The 21,568-nt window shown below is 53.5% G+C and carries 17 protein-coding genes and 7 tRNA genes; 1 reads left to right on the plus strand and 23 read right to left on the minus strand.

The window, feature by feature from the left end:
- Positions 1 to 69: 69 nt before the first annotated feature.
- From K7B04_RS12190 to miaB, 9 genes are all read right to left on the minus strand, one after another.
- Complete coding sequence (locus K7B04_RS12190) at positions 70 to 795, minus strand: amino acid ABC transporter ATP-binding protein (protein WP_163446140.1); 726 nt, start codon at positions 793 to 795, stop codon at positions 70 to 72.
- Positions 795 to 1,469, minus strand: a complete 675-nt coding sequence (gene gltK, locus K7B04_RS12195; protein WP_065355520.1) for a glutamate/aspartate ABC transporter permease GltK — start codon at positions 1,467 to 1,469, stop codon at positions 795 to 797. The genes K7B04_RS12190 and gltK overlap by 1 nt, the downstream gene beginning before the upstream one ends.
- Entirely contained in the window at positions 1,469 to 2,209 is a 741-nt protein-coding gene (locus tag K7B04_RS12200) for an amino acid ABC transporter permease (protein ID WP_163446139.1), read from the minus strand. The genes gltK and K7B04_RS12200 overlap by 1 nt, the downstream gene beginning before the upstream one ends.
- A 166-nt stretch (positions 2,210 to 2,375) precedes the next feature.
- Complete coding sequence (locus K7B04_RS12205) at positions 2,376 to 3,284, minus strand: amino acid ABC transporter substrate-binding protein (protein ID WP_064548262.1); 909 nt, start codon at positions 3,282 to 3,284, stop codon at positions 2,376 to 2,378.
- A gap of 421 nt (positions 3,285 to 3,705) precedes the next feature.
- On the minus strand, positions 3,706 to 5,244 hold the full coding sequence (gene lnt, locus K7B04_RS12210; protein WP_223802173.1) for an apolipoprotein N-acyltransferase: 1,539 nt from the start codon (positions 5,242 to 5,244) through the stop codon (positions 3,706 to 3,708).
- Between the two features lie 5 nt (positions 5,245 to 5,249).
- Entirely contained in the window at positions 5,250 to 6,128 is an 879-nt protein-coding gene (corC, locus tag K7B04_RS12215; RefSeq protein WP_064548409.1) for a CNNM family magnesium/cobalt transport protein CorC, read from the minus strand.
- A 98-nt stretch (positions 6,129 to 6,226) separates the two neighbouring features.
- On the minus strand, positions 6,227 to 6,694 hold the full coding sequence (gene ybeY, locus K7B04_RS12220; RefSeq protein ID WP_163446137.1) for an rRNA maturation RNase YbeY: 468 nt from the start codon (positions 6,692 to 6,694) through the stop codon (positions 6,227 to 6,229).
- On the minus strand, positions 6,691 to 7,737 hold the full coding sequence (locus K7B04_RS12225) for a PhoH family protein (RefSeq protein ID WP_064548269.1): 1,047 nt from the start codon (positions 7,735 to 7,737) through the stop codon (positions 6,691 to 6,693). The genes ybeY and K7B04_RS12225 overlap by 4 nt, the downstream gene beginning before the upstream one ends.
- A 153-nt stretch (positions 7,738 to 7,890) precedes the next feature.
- Positions 7,891 to 9,315: a tRNA (N6-isopentenyl adenosine(37)-C2)-methylthiotransferase MiaB gene (miaB, locus tag K7B04_RS12230; RefSeq protein WP_065355523.1), complete on the minus strand. Its 1,425-nt coding sequence runs from the start codon at positions 9,313 to 9,315 to the stop codon at positions 7,891 to 7,893.
- A gap of 149 nt (positions 9,316 to 9,464) precedes the next feature.
- On the opposite strand from miaB, the gene ubiF reads away from it, so the two are divergent.
- Positions 9,465 to 10,628 carry a 3-demethoxyubiquinol 3-hydroxylase gene (gene ubiF, locus K7B04_RS12235; RefSeq protein WP_163446155.1) on the plus strand — a complete coding sequence of 388 codons (1,164 nt, stop codon included), beginning with the start codon at positions 9,465 to 9,467 and terminating at the stop codon, positions 10,626 to 10,628.
- A 124-nt stretch (positions 10,629 to 10,752) separates the two neighbouring features.
- Here ubiF and K7B04_RS12240 read toward each other — a convergent pair.
- The 14 genes from K7B04_RS12240 to nagA all read right to left on the minus strand — a co-directional run bounded on the left by K7B04_RS12240 (position 10,753) and on the right by nagA (position 21,553).
- Positions 10,753 to 10,827, minus strand: a tRNA-Gln gene (locus K7B04_RS12240).
- A 36-nt stretch (positions 10,828 to 10,863) separates the two neighbouring features.
- Positions 10,864 to 10,938, minus strand: a tRNA-Gln gene (locus K7B04_RS12245).
- A gap of 45 nt (positions 10,939 to 10,983) precedes the next feature.
- Positions 10,984 to 11,060: transfer RNA gene (locus K7B04_RS12250), tRNA-Met, on the minus strand.
- 16 nt (positions 11,061 to 11,076) lie between these two features.
- Positions 11,077 to 11,151 (minus strand) — tRNA-Gln (locus K7B04_RS12255).
- A 36-nt stretch (positions 11,152 to 11,187) separates the two neighbouring features.
- A tRNA-Gln gene (locus K7B04_RS12260) sits at positions 11,188 to 11,262 on the minus strand.
- A gap of 23 nt (positions 11,263 to 11,285) precedes the next feature.
- Positions 11,286 to 11,370: transfer RNA gene (locus K7B04_RS12265), tRNA-Leu, on the minus strand.
- A gap of 8 nt (positions 11,371 to 11,378) precedes the next feature.
- Positions 11,379 to 11,455: transfer RNA gene (locus K7B04_RS12270), tRNA-Met, on the minus strand.
- Positions 11,456 to 11,776: 321 nt separating this feature from the next.
- Positions 11,777 to 13,441, minus strand: coding sequence for an asparagine synthase B (gene asnB / locus K7B04_RS12275; protein WP_064548273.1), 1,665 nt, complete (start codon positions 13,439 to 13,441; stop codon positions 11,777 to 11,779).
- A 299-nt stretch (positions 13,442 to 13,740) separates the two neighbouring features.
- On the minus strand, positions 13,741 to 14,454 hold the full coding sequence (locus K7B04_RS12280; protein WP_346015166.1) for an oligogalacturonate-specific porin KdgM family protein: 714 nt from the start codon (positions 14,452 to 14,454) through the stop codon (positions 13,741 to 13,743).
- 54 nt (positions 14,455 to 14,508) lie between these two features.
- Positions 14,509 to 15,978: an MFS transporter gene (locus tag K7B04_RS12285; protein WP_167576401.1), complete on the minus strand. Its 1,470-nt coding sequence runs from the start codon at positions 15,976 to 15,978 to the stop codon at positions 14,509 to 14,511.
- Between the two features lie 84 nt (positions 15,979 to 16,062).
- A complete protein-coding gene (locus K7B04_RS12290; RefSeq protein WP_223802174.1) occupies positions 16,063 to 17,826 on the minus strand; it encodes an alpha-glucuronidase in 1,764 nt (587 codons plus the stop codon).
- A 528-nt stretch (positions 17,827 to 18,354) separates the two neighbouring features.
- Positions 18,355 to 19,107 carry an HAD-IIA family hydrolase gene (locus K7B04_RS12295; protein ID WP_163449155.1) on the minus strand — a complete coding sequence of 251 codons (753 nt, stop codon included), beginning with the start codon at positions 19,105 to 19,107 and terminating at the stop codon, positions 18,355 to 18,357.
- A gap of 68 nt (positions 19,108 to 19,175) precedes the next feature.
- Positions 19,176 to 20,396 (minus strand): N-acetylglucosamine repressor, encoded by a 1,221-nt coding sequence (locus tag K7B04_RS12300; RefSeq protein ID WP_163449156.1) that lies wholly within the window; start codon positions 20,394 to 20,396, stop codon positions 19,176 to 19,178.
- Positions 20,397 to 20,404: 8 nt separating this feature from the next.
- Entirely contained in the window at positions 20,405 to 21,553 is a 1,149-nt protein-coding gene (nagA, locus tag K7B04_RS12305; protein ID WP_163449157.1) for an N-acetylglucosamine-6-phosphate deacetylase, read from the minus strand.
- Between the last annotated feature and the right edge of the window lie 15 nt (positions 21,554 to 21,568).

Here is a 21,568-nt window from a genome sequence, read left to right on the forward strand (position 1 = left end):
GGAATGAACGAGAGGGGATGCGTTAAAGCGTGATGGAGCGCGCACTCTGCCGAGTGCGCGCCGGGAAGATTAGTGCAGGATTTTGGCGAGGAAGTCTTTGGCACGCTCCGACTTAGGATTGGCGAAGAACGCTTCTTTTTCAGCATCTTCGACGATTTTGCCTTCGTCCATAAAGATAACCCGGTTCGCCACTTTACGGGCAAAGCCCATTTCGTGGGTCACCACCATCATGGTCATCCCTTCGTTCGCCAGCTCGACCATCACGTCCAGTACCTCGTTGATCATTTCCGGATCGAGCGCCGACGTTGGTTCGTCAAACAGCATCGCCACCGGATCCATGCACAGCGCACGAGCGATCGCCACGCGCTGTTGCTGGCCGCCGGAGAGCTGCGCCGGGAACTTGTTGGCATGCGCAGACAGGCCAACGCGCTCCAGCAGCTTCAGACCTTTATCGCGGGCTGCGGCTTTATCGCGCTTGAGCACTTTGACCTGCGCCAGCGTCAGGTTCTCGATAATCGACAGGTGCGGGAACAGTTCGAAATGCTGGAACACCATGCCGACGTGCGAACGCAGCTGTGCCAAATCCGTTTTCTTGTCGTTCACCTTCGTGCCGTTGACCAGGATTTCGCCCTGTTGCACCGGTTCCAGGCCGTTAACGGTTTTAATCAGGGTGGATTTACCGGAGCCGGACGGCCCGCACACCACCACTACTTCGCCTTTTTTCACTTCCGTGGAGCAGTCGGTCAGCACCTGAAAGTGACCATACCATTTAGAGACATTTTTCAGGGTAATCATTATACGGTCCTTTTCTTCAAGTAGCTGACCAGCAGCGAAGCGCTAAGGCTAATCACAAAATAGACAAAACCTGCGAACAGAATCATTTCGACCTGGGTACCATCACGCTCACCAATGGTTGAGGCGGTACGGAAGAAGTCTGCGAGGCTCAGAACGTACACCAGCGAGGTATCCTGGAACAGGACGATCCCCTGGGTCAGCAGCAGCGGCACCATGGCGCGGAAGGCCTGCGGCAGAATGATGAGCTTCATCGACTGCCAGTGGGTCATCCCCAACGCCAGCGCGGCGCTGGACTGGCCGCGGGAAATACTCTGGATACCGGCACGGATAATCTCAGAGTAATAGGCGGCTTCAAACATGGAGAAGGCCACCATCGCTGAGATCAGGCGAATATCGCTTTTCGGCGACAGCCCTAACACGTTTTGCAGGAACCCGGGCACAATCAGATAGAACCACAGCAGCACCATCACCAGCGGGACGGAGCGGAAAACGTTAACGTAAGCCTTGGCGAACCAGGCAATCGGCTTGAACGCGGACAGGCGCATCACCGCCAGCAGCGTGCCCCAGACAATCCCCACCACCACTGCGGTGACGGTAATTTTGAGGGTGATAACCAGACCTGCCAGCAGGTAAGGCATCGATGGAATGATTGAACTCCAGTCAAACTCGTACATTATTTACCCCCCAGGTTGCCCGGCAGGCGGATTTTGCGTTCCACCAGCGCCATCACCAGCATAATCACGGCGTTAATGAAAACGTAAGCGAGGGTAATTGCCGTAAAGGATTCCCAGGCGTGCGCGGAGTAATCGAGCAGCTTGCCCGCTTGCGCTGCCATATCGACCAGACCAATGGTTGACGCGATGGCCGAGTTTTTCACCAGGTTCATCATTTCGGAGGTCATCGGCGGTACGATCACGCGATAGGCGTTCGGTAACAGCACGTAACGGTAGGTTTGCGGCAGGGTCAGGCCCATCGCCAGGCCGGCGTTTTTCTGCCCGCGCGGCAGCGACTGAATAGCGGCTCGCACTTGTTCGCAGACGCGCGCGGCGGTAAACAGCCCCAGGCAGATCATCGATGAGAGGAAGAACTGGATGTTGGGATCGAGTTCGGATTTAAACCACATGCCGAGATTTTCCGGCAGCAATTCCGGCACCACGAGATACCAGGTAAAGAACTGCACGATCAGCGGCACGTTACGGAACAGTTCGACGTAGCAGGTACCGATAGCCGATAAGAATCGGTTCGGTACGGTACGCAGAATCCCGAACAGTGAGCCGACGAAGAACGCGATAATCCATGCGGTAATGGACAGCGCGACGGTGACCTGGAAACCACTCCAGAGCCAGCCGAGATAGGTGGTGTTGCCAAATGGGGCCTGTTGTAAAAAGATTCCCCAGTTCCAGTCTATTGACATAATGAACTCCAGAAAAAAAAGGGTAGCAGTTCGACCTGCTACCCTCGAAGATTGTTGAACAGCGTTTTGCGGTATTCAGGCCAGGTGGGGAACGACCACCTGACATATAGTCTGTCCGTGCTGAACCACAATCGAGAGGGCAGATTCTTCCGCCCCGTATTTTTTATTAGTTAAGTGCTTTGTCGTTAGGCGTTTTGAACAGCGCTTTCATCTCGTCTGAGAGTTCAAAGTTCATGTTCAGGTTTTTCGGTGGAATCGGGTTTTTAAACCATTTTTCAAACCATTTGGTGGCTTCGCCGGAGGTTTGCGCCTGAGCGATGGTATCGTCCATCAGCTTTTTAAACTCAGGGTCGTCTTTACGCAGCATACAGCCGTAGGCTTCCTGGGACTGCGGCTTGCCGACAATTTCCCAGTTATCCGGCTTCTTGGCTTTTGCACGTTCGCCAGCCAGCAGCGCGTCATCCATCATAAAGGCCACTGCGCGGCCGCTTTCCAGGGTACGGAAAGAGTCGCCGTGATCTTTGGCGCTGATGATGCGCATATTCATTTTCTGTTCGTCATTCAGCTTGTGCAGCAGAATCTCGGAGGTGGTACCGGAGGTGACGACAACGGCTTTGTCTTTCAGATCCGGGAAGTCTTTAATCGGGCCGCCTTTTTTCACCAGCAGGCGGGTGCCGACGACGAAGATGGTGTCAGAGAAAGCGGCCTGTTTCTGGCGCTCAAGGTTGTTAGTGGTGGAGCCGCATTCGAAATCGAAGGTACCGTTTTGCAGCAGTGGAATACGGTTCTGCGAGGTGATTGGAATCAATTTCACCTGCAGGTCCGGTTTGTTGAGCTTTTTCTTCACGGCATCAACGATGGCGTTGGAGTAGTCCTGAGAGTAACCGACCACTTTCTGCTGGTTGTCATAATAGGAGAATGGTACGGATGATTCGCGGTGACCGACGACAATCACGCCGTTTTTAGCGATTTTAGCGAGCGTTCCGCCCGCGGCGGGTGCCGCATCTTCCGCATGCGCCAGGCCGGCAGACATCCCCAGAACCAGCATTGCTGTGGCAAGCTTACGTAATTGCATATCCAACTCCTTCATCCTCTGCGACGTTGCCGCATTGAACCCATTGTGAATGTTGTGTTGTTATCACTGCGTCTTTAGCGTGCAGCGTTATCTGTGTTTGTTAGCATTTAGTTTGGCTTAATGTAAAGATTTTGCTGCTTTATTGTTTATTTTTGCGAAGCGTGCCGCACCGCTTTGAGGCAAAAATCGCAGTTTGCACAATAATGGTGCTACCGATGCTGTGTTGTGGTGCAACTTAGTTGCGCCGGTAGGGAATGTGCAGCCTCTTGATTATATTAAGCAATTGGCGTGCCAGAATGAGGTTTTGGTGGTGGGGAGAGGTTGTTGGCCTGACAAGCGTAGCGCCATCAGGCTCGGTGCGATACAACTGCCGGATGGCGGCGTACCGCCTTATCCGGCCTACATTCGATAGTACAATGTTTTATTTGCGGCGTTGACGCAGGCTCATCACCAGCGCGCCAAAGCCGAACAGTACGGTAATCACCCACACCGTCCAGTCACCGGTTCGCGCGTACGGCGTCAGGCCGGTGGTCGGCGTGACTTTGGTGGTCAGCACCTGGCGGGTAAATTGCGGGATCATCGCCTGAATTTCACCGCGCGGGCCAATGACGGCGGTAATGCCGTTGTTGGTGCTGCGCAGCAGCGGGCGCGCCAGCTCCAGCGCGCGCATCCGCGCCATCTGGAAGTGCTGCCACGGGCCGATGGACTTACCAAACCACGCATCGTTAGAGATGGTTAGCAGGAAGTTAGTGTCCGGGCGGAAGTTGTCGCGCACCTGCTGGCCGAGAATAATTTCGTAGCAGATCGCGGCGGTGAGCTTCAGATTATGCGCCTGCAACTGCGGCTGAATGTACGGCCCACGGCTGAAGGATGACATTGGCAGGTCGAAGAACGGCGCCAGCGGACGCAGAATAGACTCCAGCGGCACAAACTCGCCAAACGGCACCAGATGGTTCTTGTTATAGCGGTTGCTGGATTCGTAGCTGTATGGGCTGTCTTTGCCCAGCGTGATAATGGTGTTGTAGGTGTCGTAACGGTTCTGCTTGTTGAGGCGCGAATCGACGATGCCCGTAATCAGCGTACTGTCTTTGGCGCGCAGGAGATCGTCCATCATGCTGAGGAAGCGCTGCTGGTTGATTTCCAGATCCGGAATCGCCGACTCCGGCCAGATAATCAGTTGCGATTTGCCCATCACCTGCTCGGTAGCGTCGAGGTAGACTTTTAGCGTATTCAGCAGCTGGTTTTCGTCCCACTTCAACGCCTGCGGAATATCCCCCTGGACCAGCGAAACCTGAGTGGTTTTGTCGGTTTGCAGGGTGTACCACTGGATATAGCGCAGCGGGAAGGGCAGGGCAAAGAGCACCACGCCGATGACCAGCGGACGCCAGTTACGGGTGACCAGCGCCAGCACCAGCAGGCCGCTTACCATCATTAGCAGGAAGTTAATCGCCTCCACGCCCATCAGCGGCGCCAGCCCTTTCAGTGGGCCGTCAATCTGGCTGTAGCCAAACTGCAGCCACGGGAAACCGGTCAGCACCCAGCCGCGCAGGAATTCGGTCAACTGCCAGACAACCGGCGCAGCAATCGCCACGCGCAGCCAGTTCGCTTTCGGCCACAGCCGCGACAGAACACCAGCAAACAGGCCGGTATACAGCGACAGATAAGCCGCCAGCAGCACCACGAGGAAGACGTTGACCGGGCCGGGCATGCCGCCAAACTGCGCGATACTGACATAAACCCAGTTGATACCGGAGCCAAACAGGCCAAAGCCCCAGAAATAACCAATGGCCGCCGCCTGCACCGGGCGACGGTTGAGCGTCAGCCCCTGCAGACCCATCAGCGAGATAATCGCCGCAGGCCAGATGTCATAAGGAGAAAAAGCCAGCGTACCGCTGGCTCCGAAAAGTAGCGCCAGCAGCAGGCGAATGCGCTGGCGTTCAAGCAATGAGGCAAATGCCATGGAGATTATTCGTCCAGTTTCGGTTGGGGGGAATCGTCCGGAATCTTAACATGAACCTGAATAATACGACGGCTGTCAGCCATCGCCACCTTAAACTGGTAACCATCAATGTCGATGGTTTCCCCACGCGCCGGCAGATGACCAAAGGCCTGCATCACTAGCCCGCCGATGGTATCGACCTCTTCATCGCTGAAGTGGGTGCTGAAGGCGTCGTTGAAGTCTTCGATAGAGGCCAGCGCGCGCACCGTCCAGGTGTGGCGGCTGAGCTGACGGAAGTCGATATCGTCCTCTTCGTCATACTCGTCTTCGATTTCGCCGACGATAAGCTCCAGAATGTCTTCGATAGTCACCAGGCCCGAAACGCCGCCAAACTCATCGATAACGATGGCCATATGGTAGCGCTGGGAGCGGAATTCCTTGAGCATACGGTCAACCCGTTTGCTTTCCGGTACGACAACCGCGGTGCGTAACACTTTATCCATGCTGAAAGCTTCGGCATCGCTGCGCATAAACGGCAGCAGATCCTTGGCCATCAGAATCCCTTCAATGTGATCTTTGTCCTCGCTGATAACCGGGAAACGCGAGTGGGCGGACTCGATGATCACATCAAGACATTCGTCCAGGGTCTGGTTGCGTTTCAGGGTAATCATTTGGGAGCGCGGGATCATGATGTCGCGGACGCGCTGGTCGGCGATATCCATTACCCCTTCGAGCATGTCGCGCGTATCTTCATCGATAAGCTCGTTTTGCCCGGAATCACGGATCAGCGCCAGAAGATCGTCACGGTTTTTCGGTTCACCGTGGAAAAGCTGGCTGAGTAAGAGGGAGAAGAATCCCTTTTTGCTGTTTACTGTGTCACTACTGTGTGAATTGTCGTCGCTCATGGCGTCGTTTGGGTTCTCATGTTGATTAAACTGTCGCTCGTCGCGCGTAAATTCAGCGCCGGACGGCATGGAAAAACATTGGGCCGCAGCCCAACGCTTTATTCTTTCTCGGAAATGTACGGATCCTCATAGCCCAGAGCAAGCATTATCTCTGTCTCGAGGCTTTCCATCTCTTCCGCTTCCTCATCTTCGATGTGGTCATAGCCCAGCAGATGCAGGCTGCCGTGGACAACCATGTGCGCCCAGTGGGCTTCCAACGGTTTGCCTTGCTCAGCGGCTTCCTGCTCCACCACCTGACGGCAGATGATCAGATCGCCCAACAGCGGCATCTCCATACCCGGTGGCGCTTCAAACGGGAAGGAGAGCACGTTGGTCGGTTTATCCTTACCGCGATAGGTGAGGTTCAGTTCATGGCTCTCAGCTTCATCCACCAGGCGAATCGTCACTTCTGATTCCTCCTGGAACTGCGGGATAACGGCATCCAGCCAGCCCTGGAACTGACTTTCTTCTGGCAGACCGGTGTTATTTTCACAGGCCAACTGGAGATCGAGGATCACCTGACTCATTTCTGCTCCTGCGCCTGAGCTTCGCGTTTGCGTTCTGCGGCCAGCTCGGCTTTACGTTTTTGATCGGCTTCTTCCCACGCCTCATAGGCGTTGACGATGCGGGCAACCACCGGGTGGCGCACCACGTCTTCGCTGTGGAAGAAGTTAAAGCTGATTTCATCGACTTCGGCCAGCACTTCGATAGCATGGCGCAGGCCGGATTTGGTGCTGCGCGGCAGGTCAATCTGGGTGACGTCGCCGGTGATAACCGCTTTAGAGTTAAACCCGATACGTGTCAGGAACATCTTCATCTGTTCGATGGTGGTGTTCTGGCTTTCATCGAGAATGATAAACGCATCGTTCAGCGTACGGCCGCGCATGTAGGCCAGCGGCGCGACTTCGATGACGTTACGTTCCATCAGCTTCTCAACTTTCTCGAAGCCGAGCATCTCAAACAGCGCGTCGTACAGCGGGCGCAGATACGGGTCAACCTTCTGGCTTAAATCGCCTGGCAGGAAGCCGAGTTTTTCGCCCGCTTCAACCGCCGGACGGGTCAGCAGAATACGGCGAATTTCCTGACGCTCCAGCGCGTCGACCGCAGCCGCCACCGCCAGGTAGGTTTTACCGGTACCTGCCGGGCCGATACCGAAGGTGATATCGTGATCGAGAATGTGGGCGATGTACTGCGCCTGGTTAGGCGTACGCGGTTTGATCACCCCACGCTTGGTTTTGATATTGATTGCTTTGCCGTAGTCCGGCACGCTCTCGGCGCTCTGTTCCAGCACGCGCGCTTCTTTAATCGCCAAGTGGATCTGCTCTGGCTCAATGTCCTGAATCTGGCCGCGCATCGGGGCGGTGTCCACATACAGGTTACGCAGAATATCAGCAGCGGCGGTCACGCAGATGGCGCGTCCCGTCAGTTTGAAATGGTTATCGCGGCGGTTGATTTCGATGCCCAGTCGTCGCTCCAGCTGTTTGATATTGTCATCAAACGGGCCACACAGGCTCAGCAGACGGGCATTGTCTGCAGGCTCCAGGGTAATTTCGCGAGTGTCTATGTTCAAACTGTTCCTCTTATGTCTGTATAGCCGTAGGACACGCGTCTTTGGCTCGTAAAGGAATTATTCACGCCGCAGTCAAAAGGCGCAAGCATTGCGATAAATATGGGGGTGGCAGGAGGAAATACAAGGCCCGCCAGAGTTGACGGGCCATGAAGATTAAGGCTGGTAGATTCCTACGCCCAGGTCGCTCTCTCTGCGGGTACGCGCAATGACTGACTCCGGCGTTTCAACCACACGCAGGCCCATCTCATCTTCGGTACGCACCAGTTTGCCGCGCAGGGAGTTGGTGTAGACGTCGATGATTTCCACATCAACAAACTTACCGACCATGTCCGGCGTGCCTTCAAAGTTGACCACGCGGTTGTTCTCAGTGCGCCCGGTCAGCTCCATAATGCTTTTACGCGAGGTACCTTCCACCAGGATACGCTGGACGGTGCCAAGCATACGGCGGCTCCAGGCCATCGCTTGCTGGTTGATACGCTCCTGCAGAATGTACAGGCGCTGCTTTTTCTCTTCTTCCGGTACATCGTCGACCATATCGGCTGCCGGCGTGCCTGGACGCGCGGAGAAGACAAAGCTAAAGCTCACGTCAAAGTTCACATCGGCAATCAGCTTCATGGTCTGCTCGAAGTCCTGGGTCGTTTCTCCCGGGAAACCGACGATAAAGTCGGAGCTTATCTGAATATCTGGACGCGCGGCGCGCAGCTTACGGATAATCGATTTGTACTCCAGCGCGGTGTGCGGGCGGCCCATCAGGTTCAGCACGCGGTCGGAACCGCTCTGAATCGGCAGGTGCAGGAAGCTCACCAGCTCCGGCGTATCGCGATAGACTTCGATGATGTCGTCGGTGAACTCGATCGGGTGGCTGGTGGTGAAGCGCACGCGGTCGATCCCGTCAATGGCGGCCACCAGGCGCAGCAGTTCCGCGAAGGAGCCGGTGGTGCCGTCGTAGTTCTCACCGCGCCAGGCGTTAACGTTCTGTCCCAGCAGGTTGACTTCACGCACGCCCTGAGCGGCCAGTTGGGCAATCTCAAATAAGATGTCGTCGCAAGGGCGGCTGACCTCTTCACCACGGGTATACGGCACCACGCAGTAAGTGCAGTACTTGTTACAGCCTTCCATGATGGAAACGAATGCGGTCGGGCCTTCGGCGCGCGGTTCAGGCAGACGGTCAAACTTCTCGATTTCCGGGAAGCTGACGTCAATCACCGGGCGACGATTGTTGCGTACGGCGTCAATCATTTCTGGCAGACGGTGCAGCGTTTGCGGCCCGAAAATAATATCTACGTAGTGGGCGCGTTGGCGAATGAGTTTGCCTTCCTGAGACGCAACGCAGCCGCCGACACCAATAATGACCTTTGGATTTTTGGCTTTGATTAATTTCCAGCGGCCTAACTGGTGAAAGACTTTCTCCTGCGCTTTCTCTCGAATTGAGCAGGTGTTCAGCAGCAAGACATCGGCTTCTGCTGCATTTTCAGTCAGTTGATACCCATGAGTGGCATCCAGCAGATCGGCCATCTTTGATGAATCGTATTCGTTCATCTGACAGCCCCAGGTTTTAATATGGAGTTTTTTTGTCATCGCCTTGCTCTTGCTCAATTATGAATAGCCAACATTGCCGGGCGCGTATTGTAATGCTTTGACGCGGTTGTGACCAGCCTGGCGGATATTCGCCGTAAAGGGCAAAAGTCCGGTAAACTTAAGGGATTCGGCTTTAAGGATAATAAATGATGACAATTCGACATACTGACGTCGCCGTTATCGGCGGTGGGATGGTCGGCGGCGCGTTAGCGTTAGGTCTGGCGCAGAATGGTTTTTCGGTTGTGGTGCTGGATAAAGCGCCGCCTCCGGCATTTGATCCTACGGCTCAGCCGGACGTGCGCATTTCCGCCATCAGCGCCGCGTCTGTGCAGCTGTTACGCAGCCTGGGGGTCTGGGACGCCGTACTGGCAATGCGCGCGCATCCGTGGCGGCGTCTTGAGACCTGGGAGTGGCAGACTGCGCATGTGGTATTCGACGCCGCCGAGCTGAAGCTGCCAAACCTCGGCTATATGGTCGAGAACAATGTTCTACAGCTGGCGCTGTGGCAGGCGCTGGAGGCGCATCCGCAGGTCACGCTGCTGCACGGCAGTGCGTTAAAAGAAATACACGGCCAGCATCTGCATCTGGCGGATGACACCGAGATTGTTGCTCTTCTGGTGGTCGGTGCCGACGGGGCGCAGTCGCAGGTGCGGCAACTGGCGGGTATTGGCGTGCATGGCTGGCAGTATCCACAATCCTGTATGCTGATCACCGTGAAGTCCGAAAACGAACCGGGTGACAGTACCTGGCAGCAGTTTACACCGACCGGGCCGCGTGCCTTTTTACCGCTTTACGATAACTGGGCTTCGCTGGTGTGGTACGACACCCCGGCGCGCATTCGCCAGCTACAGTCGCTGTCGATGACGCAGCTTCAGCGAGAAATCAGTGCGCATTTTCCGGCGCGTTTAGGAAATGTTACGCCGGTGGCGGCAGGAGCTTTCCCCCTGACGCGCCGCCATGCGTTGCAGTATGTGCAGCCGGGGCTGGTGCTGGTAGGCGACGCCGCGCATACCATTCATCCGCTGGCGGGGCAGGGTGTGAATCTGGGCTACCGCGACGTTGATGCGCTGCTGGACGTGCTGGCGAACGCACGCAGCGTCGGCGAAGACTGGGCTAGCCTGCCGGTGCTCGAACGCTATCAGTCGCGCCGTCGGGTGGACAATCTGCTGATGCAAAGCGGCATGGATCTGTTCTACGCCGGTTTCAGCAACGATCTCGGCCCGCTGCGGGTTTTGCGTAATGTGGGGTTAATGGCGGCACAGCGGGCGGGCGTATTGAAACGTCAGGCGCTGAAGTACGCGCTGGGATTGTAGTTGTAGTTCGGATAAGGCAGCGCTGCCATCCGGCACGTTGCCTGATGGCTCTTTGCTCATCAGGCTCATGACATTCTGGAAAGGACAAAAACAAAAAAAGCTCGCCGAAGCGAGCTTTAAAATTTGGCTGGGGTACGAGGATTCGAACCTCGGAATGCCGGAATCAGAATCCGGTGCCTTACCGCTTGGCGATACCCCAACGGGTGCATTCACTGATGTGAACGACTTTTAAAATTGGCTGGGGTACGAGGATTCGAACCTCGGAATGCCGGAATCAGAATCCGGTGCCTTACCGCTTGGCGATACCCCAACAAATTGTTTTTGGATAACCGGGTAAACCCGGCACTCCGGAATATGGTGGCTACGACGGGATTCGAACCTGTGACCCCATCATTATGAGTGATGTGCTCTAACCAACTGAGCTACGTAGCCAAATTGTTTTCTTCGATGGCTGGGGTACCTGGATTCGAACCAGGGAATGCCGGTATCAAAAACCGGTGCCTTACCGCTTGGCGATACCCCAATACCGTCGCGGTTAACCGCAAATATCGAAGAAAAATGGCTGGGGTACCTGGATTCGAACCAGGGAATGCCGGTATCAAAAACCGGTGCCTTACCGCTTGGCGATACCCCATCCGTGCAACGCTTACTGGTGAATGGTGCGGGAGGCGAGACTTGAACTCGCACACCTTGCGGCGCCAGAACCTAAATCTGGTGCGTCTACCAATTTCGCCACTCCCGCAAAAAAGATGGTGGCTACGACGGGATTCGAACCTGTGACCCCATCATTATGAGTGATGTGCTCTAACCAACTGAGCTACGTAGCCATCTTTTTTTCGCGTTACCTTATCGGCGTTGCGGGGCGCATTATGCGTATTGAGCCCTGGACCGTCAACACCTTTTTCAATGAAATTCACCGGAATGTGACTGTTTGGTTAGGTTGCGAACAGCCTGGCGCATTATTCGGCAATTATTGGCTATTTACCGTTATCCCAAACGTAAAATAGACCCTTCACAGTGCGTTGGCTAGTGGGTTCTGGCACCGGTTTAAGAATTGATTGTTATCACTGCAAACGTGGGTTTGCCGACAGCGGAAAGAAGCAGGGCCCCGATGTCGCCATCGGGGCCCTGCTATTAAAACATCGTGCTTACTTATAAGCAGACTGATGCACGCCTACCGCACGGCCAGACGGATCGTCCATGGTTTTGAATGCTTCATCCCACTCAATGGCTTTCGCAGAGGAACATGCTACGGACGGGCCACCCGGTACGCATTCCGCAGCGCTCGGCACCGGGAACAGCTCTTCAAAGATTTCACGGTACAGGTAGCCTTCTTTTGAGCTCGGCGTGTTGTACGGGAAACGGAAGTGTGCGGTTTCCAGCTGCTGGTCGGTCACCTGTTTTGCCGCCACTTCTTTCAGCGTATCAATCCAGCTGTAGCCAACGCCGTCAGAGAACTGCTCTTTCTGGCGCCACGCCACGCTTGCCGGCAGATAGGATTCGAAGCACTCGCGAAGCACGTGTTTTTCCATTTTACCGTTGCCGCACATTTTGTCCTGCGGGTTGATGCGCATTGCCACATCGAGGAATTTTTTATCCAGGAACGGCACGCGTGCTTCCACGCCCCAGGCGGACATCGCTTTGTTGGCACGGGCGCAGTCATACATATGCAGAGCCTGCAGTTTACGTACGGTCTCTTCGTGCAGTTCTTTGGCGTTCGGCGCTTTATGGAAGTACAGGTAGCCGCCAAACACTTCATCAGAACCTTCGCCAGACAGCACCATTTTGATGCCCATCGCTTTGATTTTACGTGACATCAGGTACATCGGCGTGGAGGCGCGGATGGTGGTCACATCATAGGTTTCGATGTGGTAGATAACATCACGAATGGCATCAAGGCCTTCCTGCACGGTGAAGTGAATTTCATGGTGCACGGTGCCGAGGTGGTTAGCCACTTCCTGCGCGGCTTTCAGGTCAGGTGAACCTTCCAGACCGACGGCGAAAGAGTGCAACTGCGGCCACCAGGCTTCAGAGCGTTCCTGATCTTCGACGCGACGGGCGGCGAATTTTTTGGTGATAGCCGAGATAACCGAAGAGTCCAGACCGCCGGACAGCAGCACGCCGTAAGGAACGTCGGACATCAGGTGGCTTTTCACGGATTCTTCCAGCGCCTGACGAAGCTCATTTTTGTCGGTGACGTTGTCTTTTACCGCGTCGTAATCGAACCAGTCGCGCTGATAGTACTGACGAATTTCGCCGTCTTTGCTCCACAGGTAGCTGCCTGCCGGGAACTCCTGAATGGTGCGACAAACCGGAGTCAGCGCCTTCATTTCTGAGGCGACATAGAAGTTGCCGAATTCATCATGGCCCATGTACAGCGGGATAATACCGATATGGTCACGGCCAATCAGGTAGGCGTCTTTCTCGCTGTCATACAGCGCGAAGGCGAACATGCCCTGCAGATCGTCAAGGAACTCGGGGCCTTTTTCCTGGTACAGCGCGAGGATCACTTCACAGTCAGAGCCGGTCTGGAACTGATAGCGATCGGCATATTCAGCGCGCAGGGCTTGATGGTTGTAGATTTCACCGTTGACCGCCAGAGCGTGCGTTTTCTTTTCGTTATACAGCGGCTGGGCACCGGCGTTCACGTCAACAATCGACAAACGTTCATGCGCAAGAATGGCTTTATCGCATGCGTAAATACCGGACCAGTCCGGGCCACGGTGGCGCATCAGGCGGGAGAGCTCAAGCGCTTTTTTACGCAGCTCGCCCGCGTCAGTTTTAATATCCAGTACACCAAAAATAGAACACATAGACTTCTCCGTTAACCCTGTTGTGCTGTGTTGTTGTGTGGCGTTGCGCTATCGCGTTGCCTTTGCATGACTAAAAAAATGCCGTAAAGGGCGCACGGGTGCAAGGCTTTTTCAGCCTCTGGAAGAAATAATGCAATAGGGCTTAATGAATACTAAAAAATACGTACGTAGAATCTTCTGTTATTGATGAATCTTCATTTTTATGCGGATTTTTTTATCGATTCCGTTTTCGGGCGGGCGTGTGATGTGGCATTTGTGCACATCACCCGACAGCGCCAGGCTGCCGGGTGATGAGAACGTCAGAAATGATAGTACACGCCTATACGTACCCGGTTTTCGTCATCGCCGTCGCTGGCTTTATCCAGATAAGCGACATCAATATAAGGCGTAAAGTGGTCGTCAATTTTGTAGCTTAACGCTAACGTATGCTCGTAGTTCTCGGTCGAACCATTGCCGTAGCGATAATCTTCATCACGTTTATGATAGGTAAAGTTGTACTCCATCCAGATTCGGTCGGTGACATTGAGGTCGGCCCAGATGTTAACTTCCTGGTTGGAATCTTCGGTGTAATCGCCGTTATAGTCGAAGCTCTGATAATTGTTCTGGTTATAGCGGTAGCCTGCAATGAGCATGAAGTTATCAGTCACCTGCACGCCAAGTTTGACGTAGGGATCAAAGGCGCTGCCGTTAGAACCCCAGTTAAAAACGAAACCGGGCCAGAAGAACAGGCGTGAAGCAAGTGGGATCTTATAGTTGGATTCAATTTCATTATAGCGGTTATTAAATTCATCAAAGTGCTTACCTTGCCCGGAAGTATTCTGAATGCTGAAATAGAGGTCGTCATCCAATTTCATTCCGTATTCTATTTTTGTCTGGAATTGTTCGCTCCCGGACATATAAGCTTCACGAAAGTTAACCCAGGAATCTGTAATTTTCATTGCTGATGCAGAGGTACTCATAAGAGCAAGGCTAATAGCAGTCGATAGTAAGGTGATATTTTTCATTCTTTTCATCCATTATGAATTTAAATTATATTTCCGATACGACTGAATTCGGATGAGAGTAGGTTATTTTTCGGGCCACAATTTTTCATGCGGCAGGCCGGTCAGGGTGTGCAGTACCGCCTTCGTTTCAGGAGCCGTATCGCTTAACGAACCGCCATTTTTCAAACGTGCAATTTCATTTTTGACTATCTGATGATTCTCTTTCGACAGCTTGAAGCGGAACGCAATAATGGTGCTGAGCAGTAACAAAATGACGTTGCCAAAAAAGAACAGGGCAGTAATCCCGTGAATAGTGGTGATGGATTGAGTACTGCTGGTCGCGTCGAAATGGACGGCTTGCAGTACGATGCCAATTAACATTCCAGCCAGCGCTGAGGTGCTTTTTCTGGCAAGCGTCATCACGCCAGCAAAAACACCTTCGCGGCGTTGGCGTGTGACCAATTCATCGACATCAGGAATAAAAGGATAAATATTCCAGATAATATAGACGTAGCCACCCTTGAAGAACTGATAGATAAGCGAAGTGACGTACATGATGGGAAGCATCAATAAAGGCTTCCAGAAGTAGAACCCGGAAAAGACAAAAAAGCACAACATGCTGACGGTCAGGCAGATTCTCAGGCTCCAGGTCTGGCCATAACGGATCACCATCCACGCCATCAGCGCGTTACTCCAGCCGGTAAGGAAAATACCCACCGCCAACAGGTTTGAGGCCATCACCGAAGTGCTGTTCAGCGAGTAGATAATAAAATAGATAAATACCGTGTAGAACAGATCGAGTGAGGTAAACGACAGCACGTACATGGTCAGGTGCTGGCGGAAGCAGCGCACGCGTAGCGTAGAAGCCATATCCGTAAAAATATGTTTTATGCTGAAGCTGCGCGCTTTAGGGGCATCTGCCGTGCTTTCCTGTTTACGCTCCCAGGTGGTGGACCAGGTGACCAGCAGAGCTACCATAAAAATAACGGAGAAAATGACGGCGTTAATGAAGAAAACTTTGCTGTCCGACGTACCGAAATGTGCAAACAGACGTCCCGGTAAGAAGGTCGCGAGCCAGGTACTGAAACCGCCATAAAACAGACGAACGGCGGACAGAATACTGCGCTGCTTGTAGTCGTCGGTCATTTCGGAAGCGAGGGTTTCCCAGGGAATGATGACCAGCGCACCGATGATCTCTATGGAAAGGTAGACCACCAGATAGTAAAGATAGGGCATGCCGGGGATCCACAGCAGTGAATAGACATAAACCAGCACTGCGCCCAGCAGCAGGAAGATGCGTCGGCGACCAAAACGACGGCCTAACCGGGTATTCCCGATATTATCGGTAAGATAGCCAACGCAGGGGCTAACGAAGGTATCGATAATTTTGGCGATAAATAGAATCGATCCTGCCTGAATGGGCGTCAAACCCGAAAAGTTGGTAAAAAAATACATTAACCACGCCGCAATAATGGAAAATGCGCCGCTGGAAAAGAGGTCCGTCATGCCGTAACCAATATAGGTTCGCAGTTTAATCGGTACAGGGGTGCTCATAGGGTATCTCCAGAAATACGCCATAAAGTTAGATGAATTTATTTAGCGGTGGCATAAATGCCACCGGCTAATGGTTTTTATTTGTCAGGGATAAATCTTTCTGTTTCGTGAGTCATGAATACCTGATTTACGATAAAAATAGGTGTTGACCTGGTCACGCCAGGCTTCAGCGTTATTCAGTTGTCTATTTAAACGCTCTTGTACTTCGTGAAATAGAACTTCTGGAATGTTTTTATCTGCGGCAAGCTCCGCCCATTTTTGAATATAATCTTCAACCTGAGCCACGCCATTAAAGTGGCTGTCGTAAATGTGCTGGATAACGGTCTTACCTGAAGGCAGGACGTGGCGATATTTCAGATGATGGAAGAATAAAATCAGCTCCTGCGGGCAGCGATTCGGGTTGTTATACATTTGGCAGTTGAGCGGATGATATTGTTTTACGTATCCTGTACCGCTGTTTTGGGTGCGGTCGACGCCAAGACCGTAGCGGTTAGCGTAGTGGTAAGTACCCCAGCTATCGTATTCGTAGCCATCAACCGCGGGACCGTAGTGGTGATGGGGCTGTACCATCCAGCCTACACCCAGTGGTGCGGTATAGCTTTCGTAAACTAACCAGCTGCTGAGCAGCATCTGGCTAACGGTGTCGACGGTTTTGGGGGAGTCAGACAGCGTGAGCTTGCACCACTCCTGTGCCAGCAGGCGTTCATCGATCTCAGGATCCCATATTAAACGGCCATAACCGTAGAGGTTGGCCTGCGCAAGCGGATGACCCGTCCAGAAGGGATGATCGCCGGTGTTGACCACCGCCGTGACGCCGCTGTGGCGCATAGAGTGCTGACGACAACGGCCTGCAAGGATATCGGCAATCGAGGCGTCGTGCCTTCCCGGTTGGGTATCAAAGCCGAGAATGGTTTTCCACTGGGGAACTAACCAGCTGAGATCGATTTGCTGGCCGGTATACTCCTGGGTGATTTGCAATTCCATGACTTTGTTGGTGTGGGGCATCGCGCCCAGCAGGGGTGATACCGGTTCACGAACCTGGAAGTCCATCGGACCGCTTTTGATCTGCAAAATAACGTTGTCATCGAACTGCCCATCCTGTGGCGCAAAGTGGTCCCAGGCGGCACGGGCGCGATCGGTGCTACGGTCATACCATTTTTGCTGGCAGTTGTAGACGAAGCAGCGCCAGTACAGCAGACCCCCGTAAGGAGCTAACGAGCGCGCTAACATATTGGCGCCGTCAGCATGGGTACGCTCATAGGTGAAGGGGCCAGGGCGATGCTCCGAGTCCGCTTTCACTACGTAGCCGCCAAAATCAGGAATATATTGATAAATCTCTTCGGCGCGTTGCTGCCACCACGTCACAACCTGCGGATCAAAGGGGTCTGCCGTGGCGAGATCGCCGGTTTCGATAGGCGCGGCAAAGTTAACGCTCAGGAAAAGCTGGATAGCGTAGCGGCGGAAAATAGCCGCGATACGGGCAACGTCAGGCAGCAGGTGTTGACGAATCAGGTTAGTTTCATGATGGTGGACGTTAACATTGTTTATCGTCAGGGCGTTGATGCCGACGCTGGCCAGCAGGCGTGCGTATTGGCACAGGCGAGTTTCATCGTAACTTATTTTATTATCAGCGAAAAAGAGTGAACGGCCTGCATATCCGCGCTCGATCGAGCCATCCATATTATCCCAGTGGTTAATCATGCGGATTGCAAAAGCCGGGCGTTCTTTTGTTATTTCCTTCACACCCGTTGGATTAGCGATATTACGCAGCAAATGGAACCAGCCATACAGTAACCCGGCATAATCTCCGGCAGTAATGGTTATCGCGTAATCATCGCGTGTAATCAAATATTCGCCATGACATGGCTGAGAGTCCGTGAAGGGCTCGAGTTTAAAAATTAGCGAGGCTTCATGAGGAGCGGCGGCTATTACCGTGTCTGCAGTGAGTTGTTTAATCTCCAGCAGCAATGTCTGGTTGTTCTCGTCCTCCTGATGGGGGAGATGAACCGCTTGTAAATACGGTTTAAGCCATGTTCCTTCCACGCTGGAGGGCAACCAACAATATGAAAAGTGACGGGGCTGGGCTATTTCCTGACGCGGTCTCATTATTTATCCTCTCAATCACCATACAAGTATGAGTGTGAGGGTAAATAATGAAATTAAAGAAATCTATTATAAAAATAGCTTGTGGGATTACGATAATTATTTTTCACATGATGGATCACATTTTTTATCAGGGTGGGAATAGGATGGGAGGATTTATGTTATATAACGGAAAGGGTGGTATTGCTGATATGAATTTATATTTTGTATCTATATTATTGGCAAATGAATATGGTGCTTTATATCCATCTACCAATAATTTATGTGAATCTATTAGAGAATGTCGATTTCCGCCACAGACGGATAAATCCATGATGGCCGGAACGGCATATCATCGATGTCATCCACGGTGGAGACGCCAGAGAGGACCAGAATCGTTTCCAGACCAGCCTGGAAGCCGGCCAGAATATCGGTGCGGAGATTATCGCCGACGATCACCGTCTGCTCTGAATGTGCCTGCATTTTGTTAAGCGCGGCGCGGATGATCCACGGGCTTGGCTTGCCAACGACAAACGGCTTACGGCCTGAGATTTTTTCGATGCCGGCGCACAGTGCGCCACAGGCAGGGTAATAGCCGCGGCCATGCGTGTCCGGGTTGGTTGCAATGAAGCGTGCGCCATTGGCCACGAAGAATGCCGCTTTGTGCATCATCTCCCAGTTAAAGGAGCGCGTTTCACCCACGATAACGAAGTCAGGGTTGACGTCGGTGATGGTGAACCCGGCTTTATAAAGTTCGTGGATCAATGCGCCTTCGCCGACCACGTACGCTTTTTTGCCTTCCTGGCGGCGCAGGAAATCGGCGGTAGCCATGGCGGAGGTGTAAAATACGCTGTCAGGCACGTCGATGCCTGCGGTGGCGAAACGGTTCGCTAAATCCTGACCCGTCTGTGAAGGGTAGTTAGTCAGACAAAGAAACGGCATACCTTTATCCAGTACGCGCGCGACGAATTCTGCCGCGCCCGGCACGGCGACGTTATCGTGCATCAGCACGCCGTCAATATCACAGATTACATTCTGAATGGTCATGGACTACCTGGCGTTTGTTTTTGAAGAGGCGTAATTATACACGTTATCCCCAGCATTACCTCTCAGGACTAACCTTCCAACAAATGTTGCAGCAAAATCCCGTTCAGCATGGCGCGTTTAACCAGCGCAAAAGCGCCAATCGCGGAGCGATGGTCGAGGGTTGAGCGCACCACCGGCAGATTCTTGCGGAACGCCTTCAGAACCTGAGTATTGATACAGCCTTCGATGGCGGGTAACAGCACGCGGTCAGCCTCGATGATCTCACCAGCAATTACCACTTTTTGTGGGTTAAACAGGTTGATGGCGATGGCAATTGTTTTCCCGAGATGGCGCCCCACGTGCTCAATAACTTCGGTGGCAAGTGGGTCACCTTTATTGGCCGCCTTACAGATGGTTTTGATGTGGCAATCGTCAAGCGTGATTCGGCTCTGGTAGCCCTGTTCAAGCAGATGGCGCACGCGCTGCTCAATGGCGGCATTCGCAGCCACGGTTTCCAGACAGCCGAAGTTACCGCAGTGGCAGCGCTCGCCGAGCGGATCAACCTGAATATGGCCGATCTCACCCACATTGCCATTACGGCCAATAAAAATACGCCCGTTAGAGATAATGCCCGCGCCGGTACCGCGGTGCACGCGCACCAGAATGGAGTCTTCACAGTCCTGGCTTGCACCAAAGTAGTGCTCCGCGAGCGCCAGACTGCGGATGTCGTGGCCGACAAAGCAGGTGACTTTGAAACGTTTTTCCAGTGCTTCCACCAGATGCCAGTTTTCGACCGGGATATGCGGCATATAGCGAATAATGCCGCTTTCCGGGTCGACAAGACCGGGCAGAATCACCGAAATGGCGATCAGCTCGCGAATTTTACGCTGGCACGATTCAATAAAGGTGGCAATGGTGTTGAGCAACGCATGTTCCAGCGTTTCCTGAGTGCGCTCCGGCAGCGGGTAGTGTTCTTCGGCAACCGCCTTGCTGCTCAGATCGTACAGTGTCAGGGTGGTGTCGTGGCGGCCCAAACGGACACCAATCGCGTGGAAATTGCGGGTTTCGGTGACGATAGAAATGGCGCGGCGGCCCCCGGTGGAGGCCTGCTGATCGACTTCTTTGATCAGGCCGCGTTCAATAAGCTGACGCGTAATTTTGGTTACGCTGGCGGGGGCAAGCTGGCTCTGCTCGGCAATCTGAATCCGCGAGATTGGCCCATGCTGGTCAATCAGGCGGTAAACGGCCGCGCTGTTAAGCTGTTTTACGAGATCAACATTACCAATTTGAGCTTGTCCGCCTGATGTCATACTTTCTCTTACTCAGTAACGACCTCGTCGCCATTAACGATGGTCTTGATGATTTTAAAGTCGTGGGTGAATGCGGTCAGGTTCGCCACTTTACCCGGGGCAATGCTGCCGAGGTGCTTTTCAACACCGATCGCGCGAGCAGGGTAGAGCGTCGCCATACGCAGCACTTCGTCCAGCGCAATGTTAGCGTGCTCGACCAGGTTGCGGACCCCTTCGATCATCGTCAGCGATGAACCGCTCAAGGTGCCGTTTTCGTCTACGCAGAGACCATTGCGGTAGTATATTGTTTTACCGGCAAAAATGAACTGATCAATATTGGCGCCTGCCGGTGCGGTGGCGTCGGTGACCAGGCACAGCTTATCGCCTTTCAGGCGTTTGGCGTTACGGATATTGATGTAGTCCACATGCAGGCCATCAGCAATGATACCGCAGTAGATTTCATTCGCATCGAGAATTGCACCGGTCAGGCCTGGTTCGCGGCCAGACATGTACGGCATGGCGTTAAACAGATGGGTGGCGAAGGTGATGCCCGCGCGGAAACCGATACGCGCTTCTTTCGCCGTGGCGTTGGAGTGCCCGGCGGAAACCACGATACCGGCGTTAGCCAGCGCGGTAATCACTTCCGGTGCGACCATCTCTGGCGCCAGGGTCACTTTGGTGATCACGTCAGCGTTGTCGCAGAGGAATTGCACCAGTTCGTGATCTGGCTTGCGCACGAATTCCGGATTATGGGTGCCTTTTTTCACCAGGTTTAGCCACGGGCCTTCGAGGTGCAAGCCCAGCGCCTGGTTCGGATGTTTGGCCAGATATTCACGCATCACGCGTACGCCCTGTTTCATCAGGTCGTCGCTGGTGGTAATCAGCGTCGGCAGGAAGCTGGTGCAGCCAGATTTCTCATTGGCTTTCTGCATAATCTCCAGCGTTTCAACGGTCACCGCTTCGGCAGTATCGTTGAACTGTACGCCGCCGCAGCCGTTAAGCTGAACGTCGATAAAACCAGGGGCGAGAATGGCGCCATTCACGGAACGCTGTTCGACGTTCGCTGGTACATCAGCCAGTGGGCAAATACGTTCAATAAGGCCATTGGCGACGATAATCGCATGGTCATCCAGAATTTCGTGACCGGTAAAGATCCGGCCATGGGTTAATGCATACATTACGACCCCCGGTAT

It is taken from the genome of Kluyvera sp. CRP, assembly GCF_019930565.1.
Classification (GTDB): Bacteria; Pseudomonadota; Gammaproteobacteria; order Enterobacterales; family Enterobacteriaceae; genus Kluyvera; species Kluyvera georgiana_A.